18 protein-coding genes and 1 pseudogene are annotated in these 25,150 nt (G+C 72.8%); 13 read left to right on the forward strand and 6 right to left on the reverse strand.

The genetic code is table 11. From position 1 onward, the window contains the following. Window positions 1-48: 48 nt before the first annotated feature. The 4 genes from ACFY8U_RS28085 (at window position 49) to ACFY8U_RS28100 (ending at window position 4,259) form a co-directional block, all read left to right on the forward strand. Window positions 49-570, forward strand: a complete 522-nt coding sequence (locus tag ACFY8U_RS28085) for a hypothetical protein (RefSeq protein WP_389575098.1) — start codon at window positions 49-51, stop codon at window positions 568-570. Beyond that, on the forward strand, window positions 548-1,837 hold the full coding sequence (locus ACFY8U_RS28090; protein ID WP_389575101.1) for an ABC transporter substrate-binding protein: 1,290 nt from the start codon (window positions 548-550) through the stop codon (window positions 1,835-1,837). Before ACFY8U_RS28085 ends, ACFY8U_RS28090 begins: the two co-directional genes overlap by 23 nt. A gap of 132 nt (window positions 1,838-1,969) precedes the next feature. Continuing rightward, a complete protein-coding gene (locus ACFY8U_RS28095; RefSeq protein WP_389575104.1) occupies window positions 1,970-3,247 on the forward strand; it encodes a glycosyltransferase in 1,278 nt (425 codons plus the stop codon). A gap of 49 nt (window positions 3,248-3,296) precedes the next feature. Then, entirely contained in the window at window positions 3,297-4,259 is a 963-nt protein-coding gene (locus ACFY8U_RS28100; RefSeq protein ID WP_389575106.1) for a helix-turn-helix transcriptional regulator, read from the forward strand. Here ACFY8U_RS28100 and ctaD read toward each other — a convergent pair. Continuing rightward, window positions 4,213-5,916, reverse strand: a complete 1,704-nt coding sequence (gene ctaD, locus ACFY8U_RS28105; RefSeq protein WP_389575108.1) for a cytochrome c oxidase subunit I — start codon at window positions 5,914-5,916, stop codon at window positions 4,213-4,215. The genes ACFY8U_RS28100 and ctaD overlap by 47 nt on opposite strands. Before the next feature lie 329 nt (window positions 5,917-6,245). On the opposite strand from ctaD, the gene ACFY8U_RS28110 reads away from it, so the two are divergent. Further along, window positions 6,246-6,449: an I78 family peptidase inhibitor gene (locus ACFY8U_RS28110; protein ID WP_361439229.1), complete on the forward strand. Its 204-nt coding sequence runs from the start codon at window positions 6,246-6,248 to the stop codon at window positions 6,447-6,449. Window positions 6,450-6,538: 89 nt separating this feature from the next. Here the strand turns inward: ACFY8U_RS28110 and ACFY8U_RS28115 are convergent, their stop codons facing one another. Next, window positions 6,539-7,585 carry a phosphatase PAP2 family protein gene (locus ACFY8U_RS28115; RefSeq protein ID WP_389575110.1) on the reverse strand — a complete coding sequence of 349 codons (1,047 nt, stop codon included), beginning with the start codon at window positions 7,583-7,585 and terminating at the stop codon, window positions 6,539-6,541. A 406-nt stretch (window positions 7,586-7,991) separates the two neighbouring features. Between ACFY8U_RS28115 and ACFY8U_RS28120 the strand changes: the two genes are divergently transcribed. Then, entirely contained in the window at window positions 7,992-9,770 is a 1,779-nt protein-coding gene (locus tag ACFY8U_RS28120) for an MFS transporter (RefSeq protein WP_389575112.1), read from the forward strand. A gap of 90 nt (window positions 9,771-9,860) precedes the next feature. On the opposite strand, the gene ACFY8U_RS28125 is transcribed toward ACFY8U_RS28120, so the two are convergent. Then, entirely contained in the window at window positions 9,861-10,295 is a 435-nt protein-coding gene (locus ACFY8U_RS28125; RefSeq protein WP_361439223.1) for a cell division protein SepF, read from the reverse strand. 333 nt (window positions 10,296-10,628) lie between these two features. Between ACFY8U_RS28125 and ACFY8U_RS28130 the strand changes: the two genes are divergently transcribed. The 5 genes and pseudogenes from ACFY8U_RS28130 (at window position 10,629) to ACFY8U_RS28150 (ending at window position 16,712) form a co-directional block, all read left to right on the forward strand. Next, entirely contained in the window at window positions 10,629-11,912 is a 1,284-nt protein-coding gene (locus tag ACFY8U_RS28130; RefSeq protein WP_389575114.1) for a DUF5685 family protein, read from the forward strand. Window positions 11,913-12,033: 121 nt separating this feature from the next. Further along, window positions 12,034-13,818, forward strand: a pseudogene (locus ACFY8U_RS28135) (FAD/NAD(P)-binding protein). 123 nt (window positions 13,819-13,941) lie between these two features. Continuing rightward, the gene (locus ACFY8U_RS28140) at window positions 13,942-14,730 is read left to right on the forward strand and encodes a DUF1684 domain-containing protein (RefSeq protein ID WP_361608267.1); all 789 of its coding nucleotides are present in this window, start codon (window positions 13,942-13,944) and stop codon (window positions 14,728-14,730) included. A 269-nt stretch (window positions 14,731-14,999) separates the two neighbouring features. Then, the gene (locus ACFY8U_RS28145; RefSeq protein ID WP_389575116.1) at window positions 15,000-15,890 is read left to right on the forward strand and encodes a S1 family peptidase; all 891 of its coding nucleotides are present in this window, start codon (window positions 15,000-15,002) and stop codon (window positions 15,888-15,890) included. 117 nt (window positions 15,891-16,007) lie between these two features. Further along, window positions 16,008-16,712: a hypothetical protein gene (locus ACFY8U_RS28150; RefSeq protein WP_389575118.1), complete on the forward strand. Its 705-nt coding sequence runs from the start codon at window positions 16,008-16,010 to the stop codon at window positions 16,710-16,712. Here the strand turns inward: ACFY8U_RS28150 and ACFY8U_RS28155 are convergent. The 3 genes from ACFY8U_RS28155 to ACFY8U_RS28165 all read right to left on the reverse strand — a co-directional run bounded on the left by ACFY8U_RS28155 (window position 16,691) and on the right by ACFY8U_RS28165 (window position 19,735). After that, window positions 16,691-17,581, reverse strand: a complete 891-nt coding sequence (locus tag ACFY8U_RS28155) for an alpha/beta fold hydrolase (RefSeq protein ID WP_389575120.1) — start codon at window positions 17,579-17,581, stop codon at window positions 16,691-16,693. The two genes, ACFY8U_RS28150 and ACFY8U_RS28155, sit on opposite strands and share 22 nt — an antisense overlap. Window positions 17,582-17,624: 43 nt before the next feature. Further along, window positions 17,625-18,575, reverse strand: a complete 951-nt coding sequence (locus ACFY8U_RS28160; protein WP_389575122.1) for a GNAT family N-acetyltransferase — start codon at window positions 18,573-18,575, stop codon at window positions 17,625-17,627. Between the two features lie 113 nt (window positions 18,576-18,688). Continuing rightward, complete coding sequence (locus ACFY8U_RS28165; protein ID WP_389575124.1) at window positions 18,689-19,735, reverse strand: DUF3533 domain-containing protein; 1,047 nt, start codon at window positions 19,733-19,735, stop codon at window positions 18,689-18,691. A 151-nt stretch (window positions 19,736-19,886) separates the two neighbouring features. Here ACFY8U_RS28165 and dnaE point away from each other — a divergent pair, with 151 nt between their 5' ends. Together dnaE and ACFY8U_RS28175 are read left to right on the forward strand one after the other, a co-directional pair. Continuing rightward, complete coding sequence (dnaE, locus tag ACFY8U_RS28170) at window positions 19,887-24,119, forward strand: DNA polymerase III subunit alpha (RefSeq protein WP_389575126.1); 4,233 nt, start codon at window positions 19,887-19,889, stop codon at window positions 24,117-24,119. After that, window positions 24,116-25,075 carry a hypothetical protein gene (locus tag ACFY8U_RS28175; protein WP_389575128.1) on the forward strand — a complete coding sequence of 320 codons (960 nt, stop codon included), beginning with the start codon at window positions 24,116-24,118 and terminating at the stop codon, window positions 25,073-25,075. The genes dnaE and ACFY8U_RS28175 overlap by 4 nt, the downstream gene beginning before the upstream one ends. The last annotated feature ends 75 nt before the right edge of the window (window positions 25,076-25,150 follow it).

Here is a 25,150-nt window from a genome sequence, read left to right on the forward strand (position 1 = left end):
GGAATCATCAGGGCGCCCGGCCCCGACGGACACCCGGTGGTGAGCCAGATGGTTCTCAAGCGACGCGGTGGACGCCCGCGCTCTCGTATCGCGGCCCTGGCGGCCGCCTCGGTCCTCGTGCTCGGACCGGCCCTCGTGGCCTGCGGCGACGACGGCGGCGACGCGGACTCGGCCGCCACCGAGTCGGCCGCCACCGAGACGGCTGCGGCCGAACCGGCCGACCCTGCCGCCGCACGGGCGGAGATCACCAAGAACTGGACCGCGTTCTTCGACCCCAAGACACCGGTGGCCGAGCGCGCGGAGCTGCTGGAGAACGGCGAGCAGATGCGGCCGGCCCTGGAGGCGCTCCTGGGCAACGAGGCAGCCGCAGCGGCCACGGCGAAGGTCAAGACGATCGAGTTCACCTCGCCGAACGACGCGAACGTCACCTACGACCTGCTGGTCTCCGGATCCCCGGCCGTGGCCGACTCCAAGGGCACGTCCGTCTTCCAGGAGGACACGTGGAAGGTGTCCACGAAGACCCTCTGCGGCCTGGCGCAGCTCAGCGGTGCGACCGTTCCGGGTTGCTGAGACAGCAGGCACGCTGCTCCTCGCGGGGCTGCTCGCCCTGACCGCCGCATGCGGCAGCCGGCTCCCGGAGCGCGCCTTCGAGACGCGGCCCACCGCCACTGTCCCCTCCGGCGGTGAGCCGCTCCGGATCGGCATCATCACCAGCGCCACCAGCCCCGTCGGGGGCGACGCGTTCTCCGGCCCGCGCGACGGCGCCCGCGCCTGGTTCGACGCCCTCAACGCCCGGGGCGGGATCAACGGGCGCCGGGTCGAGGTCGTCACCTGCGACGACGGCGGCAGCGGAGTCGGCAACAACGAGTGCGTGCACCGGCTGATCGACGAACGGAAGGTGTTCGCGCTCGTCGCCACCACGGCGCTCGACTACGCGGGTGCCCCGCTCGTCGCGAAGGCCGGTGTCCCCGACATCGGAGGCCAGCCGCTCACCCCGGCGTACGAGACCTATCCGCATCTGTACGGGATCTACGGCAGCCTCGCCCCGCGCACCGGCACATCGCCCGGCTGGGACGGAGTCCTGTACGGCGGGACAGAGGTCTACCGCTGGTTCAAGCGCGAGCACGGCGCCCGTACCGCCGCCGTCGTCGCCTACAACCAGGCCGCGTCGACCGCGTACGCCCGGCTGATCTCCGACGGGCTGCGGGCCGAGGGGTACCGGGTGGTCGAGGAGCAGGTCGACTTCGCCCTGCCCAACTTCCGCGCCGTCGCGGCCGATCTGCGGGCCCAGGGCGCCGACCTGGTCTTCGACGCCATGGACACCCATGGCAACGTCCGGCTCTGCGAGGCGATGGAGGCGCTGGGCGTCGAGGTCACCGCCAAGGTGACCAATGTGCAGAACTGGTCCTCGACCGTGCCGCGCGACTACGCCGAGTCGCCCGGCTGCCGCGCCTCGCTCTTCGTCACCGGCTCCAGCCGCAACTACGAGGAGACCGGGCACGCGGCGGTACGGGACTTCCGGAAGGCGATGGGCGACCGGCCGCTCTCCCAATGGCAGTTGGAGGGCTGGGCGGCCGCCATGTGGTTCACGGACGCGGCGCTCTCCTGCGGGGACCGGCTCACCCGTGCCTGCGTCGAGGAGTTCATGAACCGGCCGGAGCCGTACACCGCCCGCGGCCTGCTCCTGCCCGTCCGGTTCGAGAAGCTCGCCGAGCCGCCGAAGACCCGCGACACCTGTCTCTCCGTGGCCCGTTGGCAGGACGGGAAGGGCTGGGTCTCCCAGGGCGACATGAACACGGACTGTGCCTCCGTTCCCCAACTCGGCTACCGACCGTGAGCCCGGTGCGGCGAGGGCAGTACAGTCGCACTGACCGACCATCACCATGCGACCGACCATGCGACCGACCATGGGACCGCCCATGCGACCGACCAATTGACCGACCATTCGACCGGGGGAACCGGCAGTCCGATGCGTATCTCGTTCCTGCTTCACAACGCCTATCACATCGGCGGAACCATCCGGACGACGTTCACCCTGGCCCAGGCGCTCGCCGAGCGGCACGAGGTGGAGATCGTCTCCGTCTTCCGGCACCGGAACGAGCCGATCCTGAGCATCCCCGCCGGGGTGACCCTGCGTCATCTCGTGGACCTGCGCAAGGACAGCCCCGACTACGACGGCGAACACCCCGACATCGCCCGCCCCGCCCGGGTCTTTCCGCGCGGCGACGGCCGGTGGAAGCAGTACAGCGCGCTCACCGACGCCCGGATCGGCGCGCATCTGGCGTCCGTCGAGGCCGACGTGGTGGTCTCGACCCGCCCCGGCCTCAACGTGCACCTCGCGCGGCAGACCCGGCGCGGCCCGGTCCTCGTCGGCCAGGAGCACCTGATCCTGGACGGTCACACCTACCGGCTGCGCCGTGAGATCGCGCATCGGTACGCGGTCCTCGACGCCGTCACCACGGTCACCGAGGCCGACGCCCGTTCGTACCGCACCAGGCTGCGGCTGCCCGGCGTACGGATCGACGCCGTGCCCAACAGCGTGCCCGCGCCGAGCGTCCCGCCGGCCGACCCGGCCTCGAAGACCGTCGTCGCGGCCGGGCGGCTCACCCCGGTCAAGCGGTACGACGTGCTGGTCGCCGCCTTCGCCGAGGTGGCCGCGGCCCACCCGGACTGGAAGCTGCGGATCTACGGCACGGGCGACCACTTCGGCAATGTGAAGCAGTCGCTGGCCCGCCAGATCGAGAAGCTCGGCCTGGGCGAGAACGTCTTCCTCATGGGCACGGCCAACCCGATGGAGCCGGAGTGGGCCAAGGGCTCGATCGCCGCGGTCACCTCGCGGCGCGAGTCCTTCGGCATGACCATCGTCGAGGCGATGCGGTGCGGTCTGCCGGTCGTCTCCACCGACTGCCCCCACGGTCCCCGCGAGATCATCGAGGACGGTGTCGACGGCCGTCTCGTGCCCGTCGACGACGTCTCCGCGGTGGCCGGGGCGCTGCTCGAACTCGTCGAGGACGACGAACTGCGCGCCAAGACCGCCACGGCCGCGCTCACCGCCTCCGAGCGCTTCGACCCGGTCCGGATCGCGGCCCGCCACGAGGAGATCTGGGCCGAGCTCGTCGCCCGGGGCGCGAGCGGCCGCACGCACGGCGCGTTCCGGGAAGCCCGCCACCGCGCGGTCGGCACCGTGGTCGACGCCGTGTACGGGCTCAAGCGCCGGGCCGGAGTCCTCGTACGCCGCTTCCGGTGAACCTCGTCGAGGACAGTAACTGTCCTCGACGGCTGGCAGACTCGGACCCATGTTGGAGACCTCCGCACGCCTGCTCCGCCTGCTCTCGCTGCTGCAGGCCCACCGTGAGTGGTCCGGCGCCGACCTCGCGGAGCGGCTCGGGGTCACCACCCGGACCGTACGGCGGGACGTCGACCGGCTGCGCGAGCTCGGCTACCCGGTCGACGCAAGCCCCGGCACGGGCGGCGGGTACCAGCTCGGCGCGGGAGCCGAACTGCCGCCGCTGCTGCTCGACGACGACGAGGCCGTCGCCGTCGCGGTCGGACTGCGCACCGCCGCCGGGCAGGGCGTCGAGGGCATCGGTGAGGCCTCCGTACGCGCCCTGGCCAAGCTGGAACAGGTCCTGCCCGGCCGGCTGCGGCGCCGGGTGAGCACCCTCAACGCCTTCACCGTGCCGATGCTCCGCACCCCGGCCACGCGGGTCGACCCGGCGGTCCTGACCGAGCTCGCGAACGCCTGCCGGGACAGCGAACGGCTCCGCTTCGAGTACCGCGACCACGGCGGCACCGCGACGCGCCGCACGGTCGAACCGCACCGGCTGGTCTGCACGGAACGGCGCTGGTACCTGGTCGCCTGGGACGTGGACCGTGCCGACTGGCGGACGTTCCGGGTCGACCGGATCGACCCGAAGCCGCCCCACGGTCCCCGCTTCCCGCCCCGCGAGCCGCCCGCCGCCGATCTCGCCGCCTATGTCGCGAAGGGCGTCTCGGGAGCGGCCTACGCGGCCGAGGCGACGGTCCGGCTGCATGTGCCGCTCGCCGAGGCCGCCACGGTCGTCGGCCCGATGGACGGCGTCCTGGAGCCGGACGGCGACGACGCCTGTCTGCTGCGCGCGGGGGCGGGCAGCCTGCAGGGAATGGTCGTCCACGTCCTGATGCTGGGGCTCGAGTTCGAGGTCGTCGCCCCGCGGGAACTCGACGACCGGGTCAGGGCTCTGAGGGATCGGCTTTCTCGCGCCGTGGATCGCTCGTAGCGGTGAGCCGCATCCGCTCGTAGGCCACGAAGTCCGGATGGTGCAGATCGAAGGCCGGGGCCTCGGAACGGATCCTCGGGACGGCGTCGAAGTTGTGGCGGGGCGGCGGGCAGGACGTGGCCCACTCCAGGGAGCGGCCGTACCCCCACGGGTCGTCCACCTCGACCTTCGGCGCGTATCTGGCGGTGTCCCAGACGTTGTACAGGAACGGCAGCGTGGAGGCGCCGAGCAGGAACGCGCCGATGGTCGAGACCGTGTTGAGCGCGGTGAACCCGTCGGCGTCCAGATAGTCGGCGTACCGCCGTGGCATGCCTTCCGCGCCGAGCCAGTGCTGCACCAGGAACGTCAGGTGGAAACCGACGAAGAGGGTCCAGAAGTGGATCTTTCCCAGACGTTCGTCGAGCAGCCTTCCGGTGAACTTGGGCCACCAGAAGTAGAAGCCGGCGAACATCGCGAAGACCACCGTGCCGAAGACCGTGTAGTGGAAATGCGCGACGACGAAGTACGAGTCGGTGACCGCGAAGTCCATCGGCGGTGAGGCGAGGACGACGCCGGTCAGCCCGCCGAAGAGGAAGGACACCAGGAAGCCGACCGACCAGAGCATCGGCGTCTCGAAGGAGAGCGAGCCCTTGAGCATCGTGCCGGTCCAGTTGAAGAACTTCACCCCCGTCGGCACGGCGATGAGGAACGACAGCAGGGAGAAGAAGGGCAGCAGGACCGCCCCGGTGGCGAACATGTGGTGCGCCCACACGACCACCGAGAGCCCGGTGATCGTCATCGTGGCGGCGATCAGGGTCGCGTAGCCGAAGATCGGCTTGCGGGCGAAGACCGGGATGATCTCGCTGATGATGCCGAAGAACGGCAGCGCGATGATGTAGACCTCGGGATGGCCGAAGAACCAGAACAGGTGCTGCCACAGCAGCGCCCCGCCGTTCTCCGGCTGGAAGACCAGCGAGCCGAAGCGCCGGTCCGACTCCAGCACGAGGAGCGCCGCCGCCAGGACCGGGAAGGCCATCAGGACCAGGATCGCGGTGAAGAGGACGTTCCAGGTGAAGATCGGCATCCGGAACATCGTCATGCCGGGCGCCCGCATCCCGACGATCGTCGCCAGGAAGTTCACCGAGGTGAGGATCGTGCCGAAGCCGGAGAGCGCGAGCCCCATGATCCACAGGTCGGCGCCGATGCCGGGCATGCGCTCCAGGCTGTTGAGCGGGGCGTAGGCGGTCCAGCCGAAGGCGGCCGGGCCGCTCGGCACGACGAGGGAGGCGATCACCATCAGGCCGCCGAAGAGGAACAGCCAGTACGAGAACATGTTCAGCCGCGGGAACGCGACGTCGGGGGCGCCGATCTGGAGCGGCACCAGCTCGTTGGCGAAGCCGGCGAAGGTCGGCGTCGCGAAGAGCAGCAGCATGATCGTGCCGTGCAGGGTGAACGCCTGGTTGAACTGCTGGTTGTCGATCAGCTGCTGCCCGGGGCGGGCCAGCTCGGCGCGCATCAGCATCGCCATCACCCCGGCGGCCAGGAAGAAGAGGAACGAGGTGACCAGGTAGAGGTGGCCGATCTTCTTGTGGTCGGTCGTGGTGAGCCAGTCGATCAGGACCCGCCCATGCCGTTCCCGAGGTGATTCGACGGCCGCGTGCGCGGTGTCGATGCCCATCGATGCCTCCGGTTCCGAATCGTCCGGACATGATGCGCGCCCATGGGGCGAGGACACGGGAGGCCGCCGGGAGCGCTGCTCCGGTCGGCCGAACGTGTGCGCGTCATGCGGGGAAATCGTGAATGCCGTGAGGTCGTCGCTCGACCCTGAATTCCCCTGACCAGGGCGTGGGGCGGAATTCCGGAACCCTTCGGAAGAGCCGTCCGAACAGGCCCGGAATTACCGGGGAATCGGCTGGAAACTGCTCTTTCGAGTGACGCAGCTCGTGTCAAACATATGTCGAGAAGCTGTGACACAAGCGTGACCGGTAAGGGACTAACGTGAGGCACATGACACCGAAGCCGACGTTCCCCGTACCGCCCGAAGACTATGTGGGGCTCGACCAGGAGCAGGCCGAACGGCTCGCCCGTGATCACGGCTGGAGCGTGGTCCGTTCCCTGCCTCCGGGCTCGATCATCACGATGGAGTACCTGGAGGGCCGGATCAACTTCGAGGTGACGGACGGTTCCGTCACCCGTTGTTGGCTCGGATAGGCGCCGGCTCGCGCGGCACCACGAGGAGGCGCGCGCCACGAGGAAGGGCCCCGGCTTCGGCCGGGGCCCTTCCTCGTACGGTCGTGCGCTCAGCCGCCTGTCAGCGGCCGCGAGTGCGGCGGGCGGCGGCTGCCGGCCGGGGTGACCGGCGTCCGCTCCGAGCGCGGGGTGTGTCCCGCGTGTCCGGCGTGCCCTCCGTGTCCGGCGTGCGCCGCGTGCGGCCGCGGGGCCGTGAGCGGCGGGGTGAGCCGGCCGTCGCCGCGCGTGGCGGCGGCCCGCCCGCTGCGGGCACCGACGATCTCCCGGACCGGCTCCTCGGCCGCCGCCGGACGCTGCGGGTACATCGCCGGCCGCGGCCCACCGGTCGCGACGGGCAGCGACGGGACCAGCCTGCGGCGGGCCCGCAGCTGCTCGCGCAGCCGGTCGCGCGCGCTGAGGACCATGGCCTCCACGCGGCTGATCAGCGGCTCGCACCAGGGCAGCGCCAGCAGGATGAGCAGCCCCGCCGCCCAGCCGAGCAGCACATCGCTCAGCCAGTGCGTACCGATGTAGACGGTGGTCAGGCCGACGCCGAGGGCGACCACGGCGGAGAGGGCCGACAGATAGCGCCGGGCCCGCGGAGTGGTCGCCAGATAGGCCAGGATGCCCCAGGTCACGACCGCGTTGGCGGTGTGGCCGGACGGAAATATATCGCCGCCCGCGAAGAGCTCGGCCGAGCCGATCTGCGTCGCGTAGTGGGGACCGAGGCGGCCGAGTCCGAGCTTGACCGCGCCGACCGTGACATTGAGCAGAAGAAGCGCGGCGCCGAGGGTGAGCAGCGGGCGCAGGGTGTGCTGGCGCCAGGAGCGCCAGCCCAGCCAGGCCGCCACCATCACGGCGGTGGGACCGCGCTGGCCGAGGACGACGTAGTAGTCGAGGAAGGCGTGCAGGTCCGGCCACTGCTGATAGGGCCGGAAGAGCATGATCTTCCAGTCGAGGGTCACCAGCCACGTCGAGAGCAGCACGGCCACGACGATGGCGAGATAGAACGCCAGCGTCCCGCCGAAGAGGGCGAGACGCGTGCGGGTCATCCGCGGGACCTCTATCTTCGGCGGTTCCGGCTCCCGGTCCAGCCGGGCAAAGATGTCGGTACGCACCCAATCGACGTTACAGGGAGTGAGTGTCGACCTTGGTCGATCCGGTGTCTTCGTGATGACGATGTGATGTGGAGTAGGTCTCAGCCGGGGGGTTATTCCTGGCGTCTGTCGGAGAATCCGATGACCTTCCGCCCTATTGCCGGAGGGTGACTTTCCGGAAGCCTGTTTGTGCGCCGGGGAAATGCGTCAAACGGTTGTGCGGGCGGAATTCGAGGAGGCGCGCGGGGCGGACGGAGTGGCGTACGCCACACACGGCGGCCCGCCGGGGTGAGAGGTGCGCCACGCGCTCGGGCCTTGAACTCGCGTACGCTGACGGCTCACTCGCCCGTCGATGCCGGGCCGCCCCGAGGCCCCGAACCCCGGCCGGCGCCCGCCGAGCGCGAGAGCTTCACTGGGAGGTACGTACATGCAGCGGACGATCACGGCCGGAGCACGACTCCGTGCCGCCGCCGGCGGTGCCAACCGCTGGGTCGTCCTCGTCGTTCTCTGTGTCAGCCTGCTGCTGGTCGCGCTGGACGCCACCGTGCTCCATGTCGCCGTCCCCTCCCTCACGGAGGACCTGCGCCCCAGCTCCACCGAGCTGCTGTGGATCGTCGACGCCTACCCGCTGATCTGCGCCTCGCTGCTGATCCTCTTCGGCACGCTGGGCGACCGGGTCGGCCGCCGCAGAGTGCTGCTCCTCGGTTACGCGCTGTTCGGTGTCGCCTCCGCGGTCGCCGCCCTCTCCACCGCCCCCGGAGTCCTGATCGGCGCCCGCGCCCTCCTGGGCGTCGGCGGCGCGATGATCATGCCCGCCACCCTCTCGATCCTCCGGGCGGTCTTCCCCGACCGCCGCGAGCGGGCCACCGCGATCGGCATCTGGACGGCGGTCGCCGCGATCGGCGCCGCCACCGGGCCGGTGCTCGGCGGCTTCCTGGTCGAGCACTACTGGTGGGGCTCGGTCTTCCTGATCAACATCCCGCTCATGGCGCTGATCCTGCCGCTCGGCCGCTGGCTGCTTCCCGAGTCCAAGGGGCGCGGCGACGGCCCCTGGGACGTCCTCGGCGCGCTGATGGCCGCGGCCGGTGTCCTCGGCATGGTCCTCGGGGTGAAGCGGATCGGCGCGGGCGAGAACCTGCTCGAACCCGCCACCAGCGCACCGCTGCTCCTCGGCGCGGCGCTGCTGATCCTCTTCGTACGACGGCAGAGGCGCCGGGCGCATCCGCTGATCGACATGCGGCTGTTCTCCCGGGCCGCCTTCACCACCTCCGTCGGCTGCATCGTGCTCGCCATGCTGGCCCTGGTCGGCCTTGAGCTGATCGCCGTCCAGTACCTCCAGCTCGTCCTCGGGCTCAGCCCGCTGGAGACCGGGCTGCGGCTCCTGCCGCTCACCTTCGCCGCCATGGCGGCCGGCGCCACCGGCTCGTACACCCTGCGCCGGATCGGTCCGCGCCGGATGGTCGGCTGGGGCTTCGTGCTGACCGCCGCGGCCGTGCTGCTGCTCGTCCTGATGGGCCAGCAGGACCGGCCGCTGCTGCTCACCTGTGGCTTCGTCCTGCTCGGCTTCGGGCTCCAGACCACCCTCTTCTCGGCGTACGAGTCGATGCTGAGCGAGGCCCCGCCGGAGAGCGCGGGCGGCGCGGCGGCCATCGGCGAGACCTCGTACCAGCTCGGAGCGGGCATGGGCATCGCGCTCCTCGGCAGCGTGATGAACGCGGCGTACGCGCCCGGTCTGGCCGCCGTCCCCGGTGTCCCGGCCGCCGCGAGCGAGGCCGCCGCGAACTCGCTCGGCGAGGCCTACCAGGTCGCCGACCGGCTCGGCGGCACGGCAGGACCGGCGCTGTACCACGCGGCGCGGCACGCCTTCGTGGACGGTCTGCACGTCACGCTCTTCGTCAGCGCGGCGCTGCTGCTGCTCGGCGCGGTCATGGCCCTGCGGCTGCCGCGCGTGATGGAGTGCATGGTCGATCCGGAGGACCTGGTGTCCGCGGCCCCCGCGGAGGCACGGGTGCCGGCCACCCGCGAGCCCGTCGAACCGGGCGCCGGCGAGCACGTGGACCGGTCCGGCCGCGAGCCCGTCGAACCGGGCGCCGGCGAGCACGTGGACCGGTCCGGCCGCGAGTCCGTCGACCGTGACACCCGCGAGTCCGTCGAACCGGTCTGTTCGACCTCGGGGCATGCCGGGCAGGGCGCCCGCCGGTCGTGACCCCGTCCGGTGGAACCGGCCGGTGAGCTCCCCCGGCGTTGCAGCCGGGAGGTGCCCCGCCCGGCGCGGCGGCCGGGAGGCGCCACCGGCTCAGCTCTGGTTGAAGAAACCGTCCTGCGCACGCCCCGCCGGGTCCCCGTTGATGATCTGCGTGTCGGCGGGGGTCAGCAGGAAGACCCGCGTCGCCACCCGCTCGATCGAGCCGCGCAGCCCGAAGGCGAGACCGGCGGCGAAGTCGACCACGCGCTTGGCGTCGGAGGGCTCCATGGCCGTGAGGTTGACGATCACCGGGACGCCGTCCCGGAAGAGCTCGCCGATGCCCCGGGCGTCCCGGAACCCGTCCGGGGAGACGGTCGCGATCCGGCGGCCCTGCTCCTGCGCCGTGTCGGACGCCACCCGGACCCGAGGGTCCGTCACCCAGGCGTCGCCGCTCTCGGCAGTCTCGGCGTACTCGTCGTCGTAGTAACGCTCGTCGTTGTCCTCGACGAGGCCCAGCCATGCACTCGCCTTGCGCACCGATCCCATGGTCGCCTCCTTTCAGCGCGGTCACTTGTGGTTCCGCATGTCCCTATCGTCGTCCATGATGCGGATCGCGCGCCAAGTGGATAGTCGGCGCGCGCGTGTTTCGTGACGGTACTGGTGCAGAACGTGAGGGCCGTTTTCTGGCGAATCGTCAGGAATCTTGCGGTATACGGGGCCTGACGGAGGTTCCGGAGGGGTCGTGGAACTAAAATATGAAAGTCGGGCCAGAAGGGTGACGCTCGGAGCGTCCGGGTGAACGGGCCGGCTCGATACGATGCCGCCACACCACTGCAGACCGCTGCAGCAGCATGTGCGCGCGACTCACGGGGGAGTCTCTTGTTCGGAATCGTCAGGCCTTGCACTCATCGGCTCACCGAGGGCCTCAAGGTCGAGTGGATGGCCCATCTCTGCGGCCTCTGCCTGGCACTTCGGGCCGACCACGGGCAGTTCGCCCGGGTGGTCACCAACTACGACGGCCTGATCGTCTCGGTTCTGACGGAGGCTCAGACCGGGCTCGTCGACGGCGGGCGCCGTACCGCCGGTCCCTGCCCGCTGCGCCAGATGAGGACCGCGCCCGTCGCCCAGGGCGAGGGCGCGCGTCTCGCGGCGGCCGTGTCGCTGGTCCTCGCCTCGGCGAAGGTACGGGACCACGTCGCCGACCGGGACGGGCTGTTGGCGCGCCGGCCGGTCGCCGCGGCGGCCCGCCGGGTCGCCAGGTCCTGGGACCGGGCGGGCGCGCGGACCGGGCAGGCGATCGGATTCGACACCGCCGTCCTGGTGGACGCCGTGGACCGGCAGGCCGGGATCGAGACGCTCGCCGGACCCGGCACCCCGCTTCTCACGGTGACCGAACCGACCGAGACGGCGACGGCCGCGGCCTTCGCGCACACCGCCGTGCTCGCGGGCCGGCCCGAGAACGTCGAGCCGCTCGCCGAGGCCGGCCGGCTCTTCGGGCGGCTCGCCCATCTGCTGGACGCCGTGGAGGACCGGGAGGCGGACGCCGCTTCCGGCGCGTGGAACCCGCTCGCCGCGACGGGCACCTCGCTCACCGAGGCGCGCCGGCTCGCTGACGACGCGCTCCACGGGATACGCCTCGCGCTACGGGACGCCACGTTCGTGGACGGGCGGCTGGTGCACGCGCTGCTCGCCCACGAGCTGCGGGTCTCGGTGGACCGCGCGTTCGGCACGGCGAGGTGTGCGCACGGGGTGGGGGCTCCCGGGGCGGGTGCCCCCGGGGGAGCGCACCAGCCGGGGCCGTACCAGCCGGGGCCGTACCAGCCCGGGCCGTACGCTCCCGGGCCCGTGCCGGGCAATCCGTACGCCCCGGGGCCGGGCGGCCCCGGCGGTCCGGGTGGCCCGCTGCCGCCCGAGCCGCCGAACCGGCGCCGCGGCCTGATAGCCGGTTGCGCGGTCTGGATGGGCCTGGCGTGCACGTGCCAGCTGTGCTGCGGCACGTACGAGGACCCGTGGAGCAGGGAGCGCCGCGAGGGCTCGTGCAGCAACTGCGACTGCAGTGGCTGCGGCGACTGCTGCAGCTGCTGCAACTGCGGGGGTGAGGACGGGGGAGGCGACGGGGGCTGCTGCGACGGCTGTGACTGCGGGTGCGACTGCGGCTGCTGATCCCATGGTGCCTGCTCCCGCCGCCGCTCCCGTACCTTCGCCGGTGCCGGTGCCGGTGCCGGTGCCGGTGCCGGTGCCGGTGCCGGTGCCGGTGCCGGTGCCGGAGGCGGAGGCGGAGGCGGTGCCGGAGGCCGAACCGCCCCGCCTGCCCCCGGACCCTCCGGCGCGACGCTCGCTCGTGATCGTCGGCGCCGGGCCGCGCGGCACCGGGGTGTTGGAACGCGTCGCCGCCAACGCGCCTGAGCTGTACGGCGGTTATGGCCTCGACATCCATCTCGTCGACCCGTACCCGCCGGGCGGCGGCCGTCTCTGGCGCCATGACCAGTCGCCGCTGCTCTGGAGAACTCGCAGGCGCAGTACGTGACGATGCTCACCGACGACACCGTGGAGATGGCGGGCCCGGTCGTCCCCGGGCCCACCGTGCACGAGTGGGCCGGCGGTGACGGGTCGGCCTTCGTCAGCCGCAGCGCCCACAGCGGCTATCTGCGCTGGGTGTACGAGAAGGCCGTCGCCGCCCTGCCGCCCGGCGCCGTCGTCCATCACCACCGGCGCAGGGCGCTGCGCGTCGCCGGTGCGCCCGCCGAACGCCAGACGGTGTGGCTGGAAGGCGTCGCCGCGCCGCTCACCGCCGATGTCGTCGTCCTCGCACAGGGCCATCTGGACGCCGAACCGGACGACGAACAGATCCGGTTGGCGGCCCACGCCGAACACCATGGTCTGGTGCACCTGCCGCCCGACTTCACCGCCGACAGCGACCTGTCGTGACTCGCGCCCGGCGCGCCCGTGATCGTGCGCGGCCTCGGCCTCGCCTTCGCCGACCTCATGGTCCTGCTCACCGAGGGTCGCGGCGGCCGGTACGAGAACGGGGTGTACCTGCCGTCCGGGCGGGAGCCGGTCCTGTACGTCGGATCGCGGCGCGGAGTCCCGTACCGCGCGAAGATCACGTACCCGCTGGAGGGCGAACGGCCCCCGCTGCCCCGCCACCTGGGACCGGGACGGATCGACGAACTCCTCGCCCGGCCCGGAGGGTTCGACTTCCGGCGGGACGTCCGGCCGCTGATCGCGAAGGAGCTCGGCTTCGCCCACTACCACCGCCTCTTCACCGCGCATCCCGAACGCACCCGACTCCCGTGGGCGGAGTTCGACCGCGCCCATGCCGCCTGCGCGCCCGGAAGCCCCGAGCTCGACACCCTCGTCGCGCCCGCCGTGCCCGACCCCGCCGACCGGCTCGACCTCGCCGCGCTCGACCGCCCCCTCGCGGGTGTACGCCACACCTCCCGGGCCGCCCTCCAGGACCACGTCCGTCGTCATGTCGCCGACGATGTGGCGCGCCGCGGCGACCCGGGGCACAGCCCCGACCTCGCCCTCTTCCACGGCCTGAACTCGGTCTACGGGCAGCTGGCGCGGCTCGGCGACATCGGGACCTGGTGGCACGGTTTCTTCAGCTCCCTGGCCTCGGGGCCGCCGGGGCCACGGCTGCGGGACCTGCTCGCGCTCTCCCGCGCGGGTGTCGTGCGCTTCCTCGGCGCCGACCTCCAGGTGGCCGCCGAGGACAGGGTGTTCCGCGCCCGGAGCTCCACGCTCCCCGGGTACGTCACCGAGGCCCGCGCTCTCGTCGAGGCGCGGCTTCCGGAGCCCACGGTCGTGGCCACCCGGGACCCGCTGCTGCCCGCACTGTACGCCGACGGCGCGGCCGCGACCCCGGCCGGACTCCTCGCCGTCGATCCCGCCGACGGCCGCGTCCTGGACCGGGCCGGGCGTACCGCACCCCCGCCGCTTCGCACCCGGCCCGCACACCGACGCCCGCGGCGCCGGTGGCTTCGCCCGGCCCGGCACCAACGGCCTCTCCCTCCGGCAGAACGACGCGACCGCGCGGACCACGCTGGCCTTCCTGCGCGACCTGTGAGCGCGCGCCCGACCCCGTACGCCTGAACCTCCTTGTCCGCCCCCGTTCCCGCCCCCGCGGCCGCGCTCCTCCATGAGCGTCGTGTCCGGGGCTTCCCGAGCCCGTATGGAAGGGTTGAACACCATGAGCACGGATCCCCAGCAGGACTGGCAGCACTGGCACGAGCAGCGCACGGCGGCGGTCTCCTCGTCGTACGGGCCGCTCTCCCTCACCGGCACGTACTGGCTCTCCGACTACCCGGAGGGTCGAATTCCGGCCGTTCCCGGGCGGTGGCTGGACGACGGCGACGAGGTGGTTCTCACGGCGGACGCCGAGGACGCCGTCACCGTCGACGGCAAGCCTCTGATCGGCAGCGTCCGGCTGGCCGCCGACCACGCCCCGATCCACGAGTCCCGTGCCGAGTCGGCCGGCCGACGGCTCGTCGTCCTGCGCCGCGAAGGGCTGTGGGCGGTACGGGACTTCGACCCGGAGTCCGCGGCGCGCCGCGCCTTCCGGGGCATCGAGGCCACGCCGTACGACGAGCGCTGGGTGGTGCCCGGCACCTTCCGGGCATACGAGGAGTCCCGCAACGTCCGGGTCGAGAACGCCGACGGGAAGGAGCGGGGGCTCGGCCTGACCGGTGAGCTCTCCTTCGAGCTCCGCGGCGTCGAGCACACGCTCCAGGTCGCGGTGGAGGACGACGGCACGCTGTGGGCGGTCTTCGCCGATGCCACCAGTGGCCGCGACAGCTACCGGTTCCGCTTCCTGCGCCCGGCCGCGCCCGCCGCGGACGGCTCGGTGACGGTCGACTTCAACCGCGCGCTGCTGCCGCCGTGCGCCTTCGCCGACCACTTCATCTGCCCGTTCCCGCCGCCGGGGAACACCCTCGACACCGGTGTGCCGGCCGGGGAGCGGCGGCTCGTCGAGGCCTGAACCGGGCCCTGCGGCGGGTGGCGCACCAGGGCGTCGGCGGTACTGTCCGCCGGCGCCCTTCGCATGTGGTCGGCCATGTGCCGCGTCGCGGCGGATCGTCAGTAAACCCCTTATGACACACGATAGTTGAGTATCGTACGGCCGAAAGGCGCCCTTGCGGCGCCCGGCCGGGCGGCCCGAGACTCCCCCACAGCGCCGGCCCCTGGCCGCGCCTCACGGGTCCGGCCCCCCCACGGCGGACCCCCGATTCCCCTCTGGAGGAACGAGAAGTGAGGACCAAGCGCACCACCCCCACGAGATCCGTCCGTCTGCTCGCCGTCGCCACCGGCCTCGCCGCCGCGGCGGCCGTCGCCATCCCCACCGCGAGCGCCGACACCGCCCGGACCTTCAGCGCGTCGCAGCTCTCCGCCGCCGGCGACGCCGTCCTGAGCGCCGACGTGGCCGGTACCGCCTGGCACGTCGACCCGGCCACCAACACCCTCGTCGTCACCGCCGACTCCACCGTGTCGAAGGCGGAGATAGCCGAGATCAAGCGCCAGGCCGGCGCCAACGCCGGGGCGATCCGCATCGAGCGGACCCCCGGCAAGTTCAACAAGCTGATCTCCGGCGGCGACGCGATCTACGCCTCCAGCTGGCGCTGCTCGCTGGGGTTCAACGTCCGTGACAGCGCGGGCAACTACTACTTCCTGACCGCCGGGCACTGCACCGACGGCGCGGGCACCTGGTACTCCAACTCCGGCCGCACGACCGTCCTCGGCTCCACGTCGGGATCGAGCTTCCCGACCAACGACTACGGCATCGTCCGGTACACCAACAGCAGCGTCACCAAGTCCGGCACGGTCGGCAGCGTGGACATCACCAGCGCCGCCAACGCCACGGTCGGCATGTCCGTGACCCGTCGCGGCTCCACCACCGGCACCCACAGCGGCTCCGTGACCGGCCTCAACGCCACCGTCAACTACGGCGGCGGGGACATCGTCTACGGCATGATCCGCACCAACGTGTGCGCCGAGCCCGGCGACTCCGGCGGCCCGCTCTACTCCGGCAGCCGCGCCATCGGCCTCACCTCCGGCGGCAGCGGCAACTGCTCCTCCGGCGGTACGACCTTCTTCCAGCCGGTCACCGAGGCGCTGAACGCGTACGGCGTCAGCGTGTTCTAGGCCGGCACGGCCTAGGCGGAGGCCAGGCCTCCGTAGCACCATGATCCGAACGGGCGTCGGCCCCCGGCCGTGACACGGCCGGGGGCCGACGCAGGGACTCGTGGTGGGGGAGAGCGTGTGACCGTCCAGCGCGGTGGGCCGATACCCGGCGACGCCCAGCGCAGGGTCCGGCGCAGCCCCCTGCTCTACACGGCCCCGATCGTGCTGCTCTGCCTGCTCACCGCCGTCCTGGGCTGGGAGATCGTCCGCGCCAACATGACCGAGGAGGCCAGGACCGACTGGCCGTGGCGGCTGCAGCTCCTGGACATGGAGCCGCTGGGCAGCCTCCTCGCGGTCGCGGCGGCCGCCGTCCTCGCGCGGGCGCAGTACGCCCGTACCGTACGGCCCTATCTGGGCTGGCGGAGCGACTGGACGACGGGCGATCTGCGGGGGAACGCCGTCGGGTGGCGGACCGGCGTCTACAACGGCGGCCAGTACTCGGCGGTGATCGAGAAGTACGAGTGCAGAGTCGTGCTCGCGGGGGAGAACGACCCGGCCTCGACCCCGTGGACGGACGTCCCGGGGGCGGTGGCGATTCTGACGGCGGCCGGTCTCGTCCCCGGCGAGGACTTCCAGCTCCCCACCTTCGGCACGTTCCCCCTGGTGGGCACGGGAACGTACGAGACCGTCCTGATGGGCGCGTTCTCCCGCCGCTTCGTGGACGAGGTCGACGCGCTCCATATGCGCGTACGTGTCGTGGACACGGTCGGCGACAGCCATGAGCGGATCATGAACTGCCTCAAGGGCGCCCGCTCCACCGGCTATCTCCCGCCGCCCTCCTGAGCGGCCTGGTCCCGCAGCCACGCCAGGACGGTCGGCAGGGCGTACTGGGCGGCGAAGTGTCCGGCGTCCGGTTTGAGGACGAGGGTGGCGCCGGGGATCCGGTCGGCAAGCCAGCGGGTGTGGGCGGGTGGTGAGAAGGCGTCGTCGAGGCCGTGCCAGAGAAGGACGGGGGCGGCGACGGCGGAGACGTCGAAGCCCCACGGGTGGGTGAAGGCGAGGGTGTCGTCGGTCCAGCCGTGGTGCGAGGTGCCGAGCGCCTCGCGGTAGGTGCGCAGGAGCGTGGCGCGTACGGCGGGGTCGGAGACGATCGGAAGGTCGTGGTCGGAGAGTTCGGCCCGCAGGTCCTCGACGAGGCGTTCGGGGTCCCGCCGGATGGCCGCGGCCCGGGCGGCCAGGTCCGCGTCGAGCAGCTCGGGCGACTCGGCCGCCAGGCCGAACTCGCGGACGTTGAACGGGGTCATGCCCGCGAACCAGTCGAGCCCCGCCGCGTCCCGGGGCGCGATGCTCACCAGCGCCGCGGCTGCTCGGACCCGGTCGGGGAGCAGCGCCGCGCAGGCGAGCGCGTGCGGCGCCCCGCCGGACCGTCCGACCACGGCGAAGTGCTCCACCCCCAGCGCGTCGGCGACGGCCGCCGCGTCCCGGGCCGCGTCGGCGACCCGTCGTCCGGGGAGCCGGTCCGAACCTCCGTACCCGGGACGGTCGTAGGCGAAGAACCGCATGTCGGGATGGTGGTCGGCGAGATCGGGCAGCGCGGTGCCGAGCCGGCTGCCGGGTGTGCCGTGCAGGAGCAGTACGGGGGTCCCCGAGGGGTTTCCCCATTCCTCGGCCAGCAGCAGGCGGCCGTCGTCGGAGCGCACATGCCTTCCCATGGCGGGGAAGACTATCGGCCCGAGGGACGCGGCATGGATACGGTCAGAGGGCGCGGGCGAACTCCAGTCGGTCGGCGAAGTTCACGTACCCGGCCCGCTCGAAGGCCTTGGCCATGGCCACGTTCGCGCGGTCGCAGTCCCCGCGGATCTCCTTGGCACCTGCGGCGGTCAGGACACGCGTGCCCCGGACCACGACCGAGGTGGCGTACCCCTTGCCGCGGTGGGCGGGGGCGACGCCGACGAAGCCGATCACCGGAACGCTGGGGTTCTCGGCCGGCAGGCTGATCACGGCGACGGTGCCGTCGGCGTCGTGACCGAGCTCCCACCACTCGGGCTCGTGCTTCAGCTCGGCCGTCTCCTCGAAGAGCAGCTCGGCCGCGCGCCGTACGCCGTGCCGCCGCACGTCGGCGGCGAGCCGGGCGTCCGCGGTGTCCGCGAGCAGCTCGGCGAGAACGGCGACGAAGGGATCGGGGCCGAGCTCGGCGAGCGAGCGGAAGGTCAGGCGGGGATCGTCGGCGGGCAGCACACCGGTCCCGTCGGAGACGGCAGGGGTCCGGAGGCTGAACCGCCGTCCGTCGCGGACCACTTCGAAGCCGGCGGCGCGCAGCAACTCGCCCCGGCGCTCCGGGTTCCGCTGGAACTGCGGAGCCTGGGCAGGGGAGTCGACGACATGCTCCAGCTCCGTCGCGCCGAGCTCCCCGGCCTTCGCGGCCGCCGCGTCGAGCAGCGCGGACCCGGTCTCCGGGGAGTCCTCCGGAGCCTCGAACAGCACGACGGCGAGCGGGACGTCGTGCCCCGGCAGGGTCCACAGCACCACGCTGCCGGTGAGCCGTCCGTCGCCGTCTTCGGCGACGAGGCACCACTCGGGCCGGGTGCACGCGCCGTCGAGGAGCTGGGTGAGGTACGCGCGGGTGGCGGCGTTGCGCTCCGGGTCGGCGGGGTGCTCGACCAGGGCCGGGAGTTCGTCGGGGTGGGCGGGGCGAACGAATGTCACGGAGAGCCTTGTCGGTTCGGGGGCCGGTCGGTGGTGCCCCGCGAACGTAATGGTCCGCCGGTCGGTGGGCCAGGGCTTTTCGGCCAGGGCAGCGGCGGGTTCAGGCGGCGGGTTCAGGCGGCGGCGCCGCCCGCGGCGCCGAGTCCCTCGGGGGTCGGCTCGGTCCCGGGCCTGCGCTTCAGCGACGACATCACCAGCGTGATCGCGCTGCCGACGACCGCCCAGGCGGAGAGCACCAGGAGCGAGACGGTGACGTCGTTGCCCTTGAAGTACGCGATCGAGCGCGCGACCCAGGTGCCGGCGCCCGGAGGCAGGGCGGGGCCGATCGCCTTCCAGAACGGTGGCAGCATCGGCAGCGGGAAGGCGCCCCCGGCGCTCGGGTTGCCCGCGACCACGATCAGCAGGATCGCGAGACCGATGCCGACGATGCCGAAGAGGGACTGCAGGGCGAGGGTGGCGGCGCCGACGGCGAAGACGACGAGGGCGCCCAGACCCCACAGGGCCGCGACGCTGCCCGGCAGGGCTCCCAGGATCGGGCCGACGATGACCGCGCCGCCGAGGCCGCCGAGGATCGCGTAGAGCGCGAGGACCCCGAGCCGGATGATCGCGCGTTCGGGGTTCGCGGGCCGCGCGCCCGAGCTGATCGCGAGGACCGCGGCGCAGATGTAGCCGCCGACGCACCAGCCGACGACCAGGTAGAAGGCGGAGAGGCCGTCGAAGTCCTGCGGGGAGGCGGGGGCGACGTCGACGGTTCGGACAGTGCGCTGCTGGGCGCCCTCGAGCCGGGTGAAGAGCGACTCCATGGCGGAGGCGAGCACGGTGCCGCCGCCGGAGGCGACGAGCAGGGTGTCGGTGGTCCTGGCCGGGTTCACCAGCAGGGCGCCGTCGATCTCCCGGTTCAGGATCTGCTGCCTGGCCTCGGCCTCGTCCGTGACGGTCCGGGGGTCGAGCGGTTCGCCGGGGAGCTTCTCCAGCTGTCCGACGAGCTGGGCGGAGACCTGTGGGGGCGCGACCACGCCGAAGGGGACGTCCTTCGGCTTCGGGTCGTGGAGCGCCCCCACGTACGAGGCGATGAACAGCAGCTGGAGGGCGAAGACGCCGACGACGAGCAGGGCGGCTCGGGGGGTGACGGCGCTCTTCAGTTCATCGACGAGGCTCATGCCCCCACGCTCGGCGGAGAGGGGTGTTTGCGCAGGTGGGATGGGGCCGAACGGATGAGGTGCGCGGCGTATCGTACGGACGTTCGAAATAGTCTATGGTGAAGAAAGAGGGGGGTGGGAACATACGTGCGAATCGATGCGGGAGGTGTGCATGCCGGGGTTCACGCATCTGCACACCGCATCGGGCTTCTCCCTGCGGTACGGCGCCTCGCACCCTGAACGGCTGGCGGAGCGCGCGGCGGAGCGGGGTATGGACGCGCTCGCCCTCACGGACCGCGACACGGTCGCGGGCGTGATCCGCTTCGCGAAGGCCTGCGAGGCGGCGGGCGTGCGTCCGCTGTTCGGCGTGGACCTGGCGGTCGCCCCGCCGACCGCCGGAACGGCCGACCGCGCCGACGTGCGCGTATACGCCGTGAACGGCTTCGGCCGGGGGGCGTCGGGCGGCGGTACGGGTACGGGTACGGGTACGGAGATGGGTACGGGTACGGGCAGGGGCGGCGCGGGTCGTAGGGGCGGTGCGGGTGCGCCCGGAGGTGTGGCCGAGACCGGTGTGGAGCGGGGTGCGCCCGGTGGCTCCGGACCGTCCGGCGCGGGGGCGGTGGACCCGGCGGCTTCCGCCGGCTCCGGTGCTGTCGCGGAGGCCGAGGGCATTCCGGAGGGTCCCGGTGGGCCGTGGTCCGGGTCCTTCGGCTCAGGGGTCGTGCCGGCAGGGGCGTCGTCCCTGCCGGGTGCCGAGCCGGGCTCCACCCCGGCCGCGTCCGCTCCCTCCCGCGGGCCGTCCGCCTCGGACACCCGTGGTGTCGGCCCGTCCGGCGCGGACGCCGTGGCCCCGGACGGTTCCGGTGCCGGGGCTGCCCCGGCCGGTCCGGGCGCCGGGGGCGTGGGTCGGGCCCGTACAGGGGCCGTGGCCCGGGGCGGGTCCGGGCTGGTCGTGCCGTCGGCCGGTTCCGGTGGTCTCGGTGGCCCCCGCGGGGCCCAGGGCGGGTCCGGGTCGGCCGGTTCCGGTGGTCTTGGCGTCCGTGGGGCCGCGGGTGGGTCCGGGCTGGTCGTGCCGACGGGCGGTTCCGGTGGTCTTGGCGTCCGCGGGGCCCTGGTCGTGCCGTCGGCCGGTTCCGGTGGTCTCGGTGGCCCCCGTGGGGCCCTGGACGGGTCCGGGTCGGCCGTGGCCCGGTGGCCTGGGCGGGGTGGGGTTTCCGCGCGGCGCGTGCCCGTGCGCGGCGGGGCCTTCGTCGACGAGTCCGCCTCCCGGGCCGTCCTCCTCGCCCGGTCCCGCGCTGGCTGGGCCGAGATCTGCCGGATGGTCAGCGCCGCCCATGCCCGCGAGACGGGCGGGCCTCTGCTGGCCTGGGACGACAACCATGGCGACGACCTCGTCGTCCTGCTCGGCCCCGCCTCCGACGTCGGGCAGGCGCTCGCCGCCGGGCGCCCCGACCGGGCCGCCCGGCTCCTCGCGCCCTGGCGCGAGCGGTACGGCGACGCCCTCCGCCTCGAGGCCGTCCACCACGGCCGCTCCGGCGCCGGGCCCGGCTCGCTGCGGCTCGCCGCCCGTACCGTCGGCTTCGCCGCCGAGCACGGCATCCGTCCCGTCCTCAGCAACGCCGTCCGCTACGCCGACCCCGGCCAGGGCCCCGTCGCCGACGTCCTCGACTCCGCCCGCCGCCTCGTCCCCGTCGACCCCCGCAAGGAGCTCGACAGCGGCGAGGCCTGGCTCAAGGGCGGCGGCGACATGCTGGCCACCGCCGAGCGGATCGTCGAGGCCGCGGGCTTCCGCCGGGACGCCGCGTACCGGCTGCTCGACCAGACACAGGCGGTCGCCGCCGACTGTCTGGTCGACCCCCAGGACGACCTCGGCATGGGCTCCGCCCACTTCCCCGAGCCGTCCCTCGTCGGCGCCGAGCACCGCACCGCCGAGCGCGTGCTGGCCTCCCGGGCCGCCGCCGGCATGGTGCTGCGCGGATACGAACGGCGCCGCGACTACTGGGACCGGATGCACCGCGAGCTCGACATCATCGCCCACCACGGCTTCGCCACCTACTTCCTGACGGTCGCCCAGGTCGTCGACGACGTGAAGAGGATGGGGATCCGGGTCGCCGCCCGCGGCTCCGGCGCCGGCTCCCTCGTCAACCACCTCCTCGGCATCGCCCACGCCGACCCCGTCGAGCACGGCCTGCTCATGGAGCGCTTCCTGTCCAAGAACCGCACCGCCCTCCCCGACATCGACATCGACGTGGAGTCCGCCCGGCGCCTGGAGGTCTACCGCGCGATCATCGACCGCTTCGGCACCGAGCGGGTCGCCACCGTCTCCATGCCCGAGACCTACCGGGTCCGCCATGCCGTACGGGACGTGGGCGCGGCCCTGTCCATGGACCCGGCCGAGATCGACCGGATCGCCAAGGCGTTCCCGCACATCCGCGCCCGGGACGCCCGCGCCGCCCTCGACGAACTGCCCGAACTGCGCGAACTGGCGAAGGAGAAGGAGAGGTTCGGCAGGCTCTGGGAGCTGGTCGAGGCCCTCGACGGCCTCCCTCGCGGGATCGCCATGCACCCGTGCGGGGTCCTGCTCTCGGACGCCTCGCTGCTCACCCGTACCCCCGTCGTGCCCACCAGCGGCGAGGGATTCCCCATGTCCCAGTTCGACAAGGAGGACGTGGAGGACCTCGGGCTGCTCAAGCTCGACGTCCTCGGTGTGCGGATGCAGTCCGCCATGGCGCACGCCGTCGCCGAGGTGGAGCGGGCCACGGGCGCCCGGCCGGACATCGACGCGCTCCCGCCCGCCGACCCCGCGACGTACCGGCTCATCCAGTCCACCGAGACGCTCGGCTGCTTCCAGATCGAGTCGCCCGGCCAGCGGGATCTGGTCGGCCGGCTTCAGCCCAGCACCTTCCACGACCTCGTCGTCGACATCTCGCTCTTCCGGCCGGGACCGGTCGCCGCCGACATGGTCCGTCCGTTCATCGAGGCCCGCCACGGCCGGGCGCCCGTCCGCTACCCGCACCCGGACCTGGAGGGCGCGCTGAAGGAGACGTACGGCGTCGTCGTCTTCCACGAGCAGATCATCGAGATCGTACGGATCATGACCGGCTGCGGCCGGGGCGAGGCCGACCAGGCGCGGCGCGGGCTCTCGCACCCCGAGTCGCAGGGCCGGATCAAGGTCTGGTTCGCGCAGCGGGCGGAGGAGCGCGGATACGACCCCGAGGTGGTCGCCCGCACCTGGGAGATCGTCGAGGCCTTCGGCTCGTACGGCTTCTGCAAGGCGCACGCGGTCGCCTTCGCCGTACCCACGTACCAGTCGGCCTGGCTCAAGGCGCACCACCCGGCGGCCTTCTACGCCGGGCTGCTCACCCACGACCCGGGGATGTATCCGAAGCGGCTGCTGCTGGCGGACGCCCGGCGGCGCGGGGTGCCGGTGCTGCCGCTGGACGTGAACCGGTCCGCGGCCGCTCATCGAATCGAACTGGTGTCCGGTATGCCGGAGCGGTGGGGGCTGCGGCTCGCCCTCGCCGACGTCCACGGCATCAGCGAGGCCGAGAGCGCGCGGATCGAGGCCGGACAGCCCTACGCCTCGCTGCTCGACTTCTGGGAGCGGGCCCGGCCCCGTAAACCGGTGGCCGAACGGCTCGCGCAGGTCGGCGCGTTGGACGCCTTCGGCGCCAACCGCCGTGATCTGCTGCTGCACGTGACCGAGCTCCACCGCACCCAGCGCGGAGCCGCCTCCTACGGAGGCCAACTCCCGCTCGCCCAGGGCCGGAAGACCGCCCCCGTCGGTCTGCCCGACCTCGACGAGTCGGAGCGGCTCAGCGCCGAGCTCGGGGTCCTCGGCATGGACGCCTCGCGCCACCTCATGGCCGACCACCACGCCTTCCTGCGCGAACTCGGCGTGGTCTCCGCCAAACGGCTGCGCGAGGCCCGGCACGGAGAGACCGTCCTGGTCGCGGGCGCCAAGGCGGCCACCCAGACCCCGCCGATCCGCTCCGGCAAGCGGGTCATCTTCTCCACGCTCGACGACGGCACGGGCCTGGTCGACCTCGCCTTCTTCGACGACTCCCACGAGGCATGCGCGCACACCGTCTTCCACTCCTGGCTGCTGCTCGTCCGCGGCGTGGTGCAGCGGCGCGGCCCGCGCAGCCTCAGCGTGGTCGGTTCCGCGGCCTGGAACCTCGCCGAGCTGGTGGAGGTGCGCGCCTCCGGCGGTCTGGAGGCGGTGGCGGCGCGCCTGGCCGAACAGCCCGAACAGTCCGGACGCACGGGTGAGGCCGACAACGGGCGCCGGATCACGATGGAGACCGGATACGAGATGAACCCCTGGGCGGACCTGAAACCGGCCGGTGAAGGGGTTCCCAGTGGAAGGAAGCTGTGGCATCAGAGTCCGGGGAGCGCGGGATGATCCTCTGTGTACGGTTCCGGCTCGACGCCCAGGGGGAGGCGATGCTTCCCCGGCTGGTCGGGCTGCTCGGCGAGTTCACCCCGGTCGTCGAGGCCTGCCCGCCCGACACCCTGCTCGCCGACGTCCGCGGCGCGCTGCGGTACTTCGGCTGGACCCCGACGGAACTCGCCTCGGTGGTACGGGTCAGGGCGCTCGCCCTGTACGGCGTCGACTGCGTCATCGGGGTCGGGCCGAATCCGATGCTGGCCCGGATGGCGGCCCGGGAGGCGCGCCCCGGTGTCACCCAGGTCGTCGAGGATCCGGCCGCCTTCCTGCGGGACCGCCCGGTCGTCGCGCTCGACGGGGTCGGCCGCACCACCGCCCGTACCCTCTGCTCGTACGGACTCGACTCCATCGGGCGGGTCGCGGACGCGCCGCTCGCCGTGCTCCAGCGGCTCGTCGGTGCGAAGGCCGGACGCGAACTCGCCGAGCGGGCCCGGGGGATCGACAGGACCACGGTCGTGCCGAACGCGGCCTCCCGGTCGCTCGCGGCCGAACGCTCCTTCCCGCACGACGAGTTGGACCCGACGGCCCAGCGCAGGGCGCTGCTCTCGCTCACCGAGGAGCTGGGCGCCCGGATGCGCTCGGAGCGGCAGGTGTGCCGCTCCCTGACGGTGACCGTGCGGTACGCGGACCGGTCCACCACCATCCGTACCAGGGCGCTGCCCGAGCCGACCGCCCACTCGGCGGCGCTGGCCGCCCTCGTGTACACGATCCACGGCTCCTTCGGGCTCCAGCGGGCCCGGGTGCGGGGCATCGCGCTGCGCGCGGAGGGGCTCGCGCCGGCGGAGGGGGCCGCGCATCAGCTGACCTTCGACCCGGCGGACGAGAAGGCCCGGCGGCTCGAGGCGGTGGCGGACCGGGCGCGGGCGAAGTTCGGTCCCCGGGCGATCGTGCCGGGCTCGCTGGCTGCCTGACATTACGCCTTACCGGCGACCTTGCTGACGAGAAGTCACTTTTTACCGACGTGTAACTTCCCAGTCGAGGCTACC

The organism is Streptomyces sp. NPDC012508 (assembly GCF_042902595.1).
GTDB lineage: Bacteria > Actinomycetota > Actinomycetes > Streptomycetales > Streptomycetaceae > Streptomyces.

Excerpts from the sequence above, each read along its gene's own strand:
- ACFY8U_RS28085 (WP_389575098.1), top strand. The coding sequence starts at position 49 with ATGGTTCTCAAGCGACGCGGTGGACGCCCGCGCTCTCGTATCGCGGCC.
- ACFY8U_RS28095 (WP_389575104.1), top strand. The coding sequence starts at position 1,970 with ATGCGTATCTCGTTCCTGCTTCACAACGCCTATCACATCGGCGGAACC.
- ACFY8U_RS28100 (WP_389575106.1), top strand. The coding sequence starts at position 3,297 with ATGTTGGAGACCTCCGCACGCCTGCTCCGCCTGCTCTCGCTGCTGCAG.
- ctaD (WP_389575108.1), bottom strand. The coding sequence starts at position 5,916 with ATGGGCATCGACACCGCGCACGCGGCCGTCGAATCACCTCGGGAACGG.
- ACFY8U_RS28110 (WP_361439229.1), top strand. The coding sequence starts at position 6,246 with ATGACACCGAAGCCGACGTTCCCCGTACCGCCCGAAGACTATGTGGGG.
- ACFY8U_RS28120 (WP_389575112.1), top strand. The coding sequence starts at position 7,992 with ATGCAGCGGACGATCACGGCCGGAGCACGACTCCGTGCCGCCGCCGGC.
- ACFY8U_RS28125 (WP_361439223.1), bottom strand. The coding sequence starts at position 10,295 with ATGGGATCGGTGCGCAAGGCGAGTGCATGGCTGGGCCTCGTCGAGGAC.
- ACFY8U_RS28140 (WP_361608267.1), top strand. The coding sequence starts at position 13,942 with ATGAGCACGGATCCCCAGCAGGACTGGCAGCACTGGCACGAGCAGCGC.
- ACFY8U_RS28155 (WP_389575120.1), bottom strand. The coding sequence starts at position 17,581 with ATGGGAAGGCATGTGCGCTCCGACGACGGCCGCCTGCTGCTGGCCGAG.
- ACFY8U_RS28165 (WP_389575124.1), bottom strand. The coding sequence starts at position 19,735 with ATGAGCCTCGTCGATGAACTGAAGAGCGCCGTCACCCCCCGAGCCGCC.
- dnaE (WP_389575126.1), top strand. The coding sequence starts at position 19,887 with ATGCCGGGGTTCACGCATCTGCACACCGCATCGGGCTTCTCCCTGCGG.
- ACFY8U_RS28175 (WP_389575128.1), top strand. The coding sequence starts at position 24,116 with ATGATCCTCTGTGTACGGTTCCGGCTCGACGCCCAGGGGGAGGCGATG.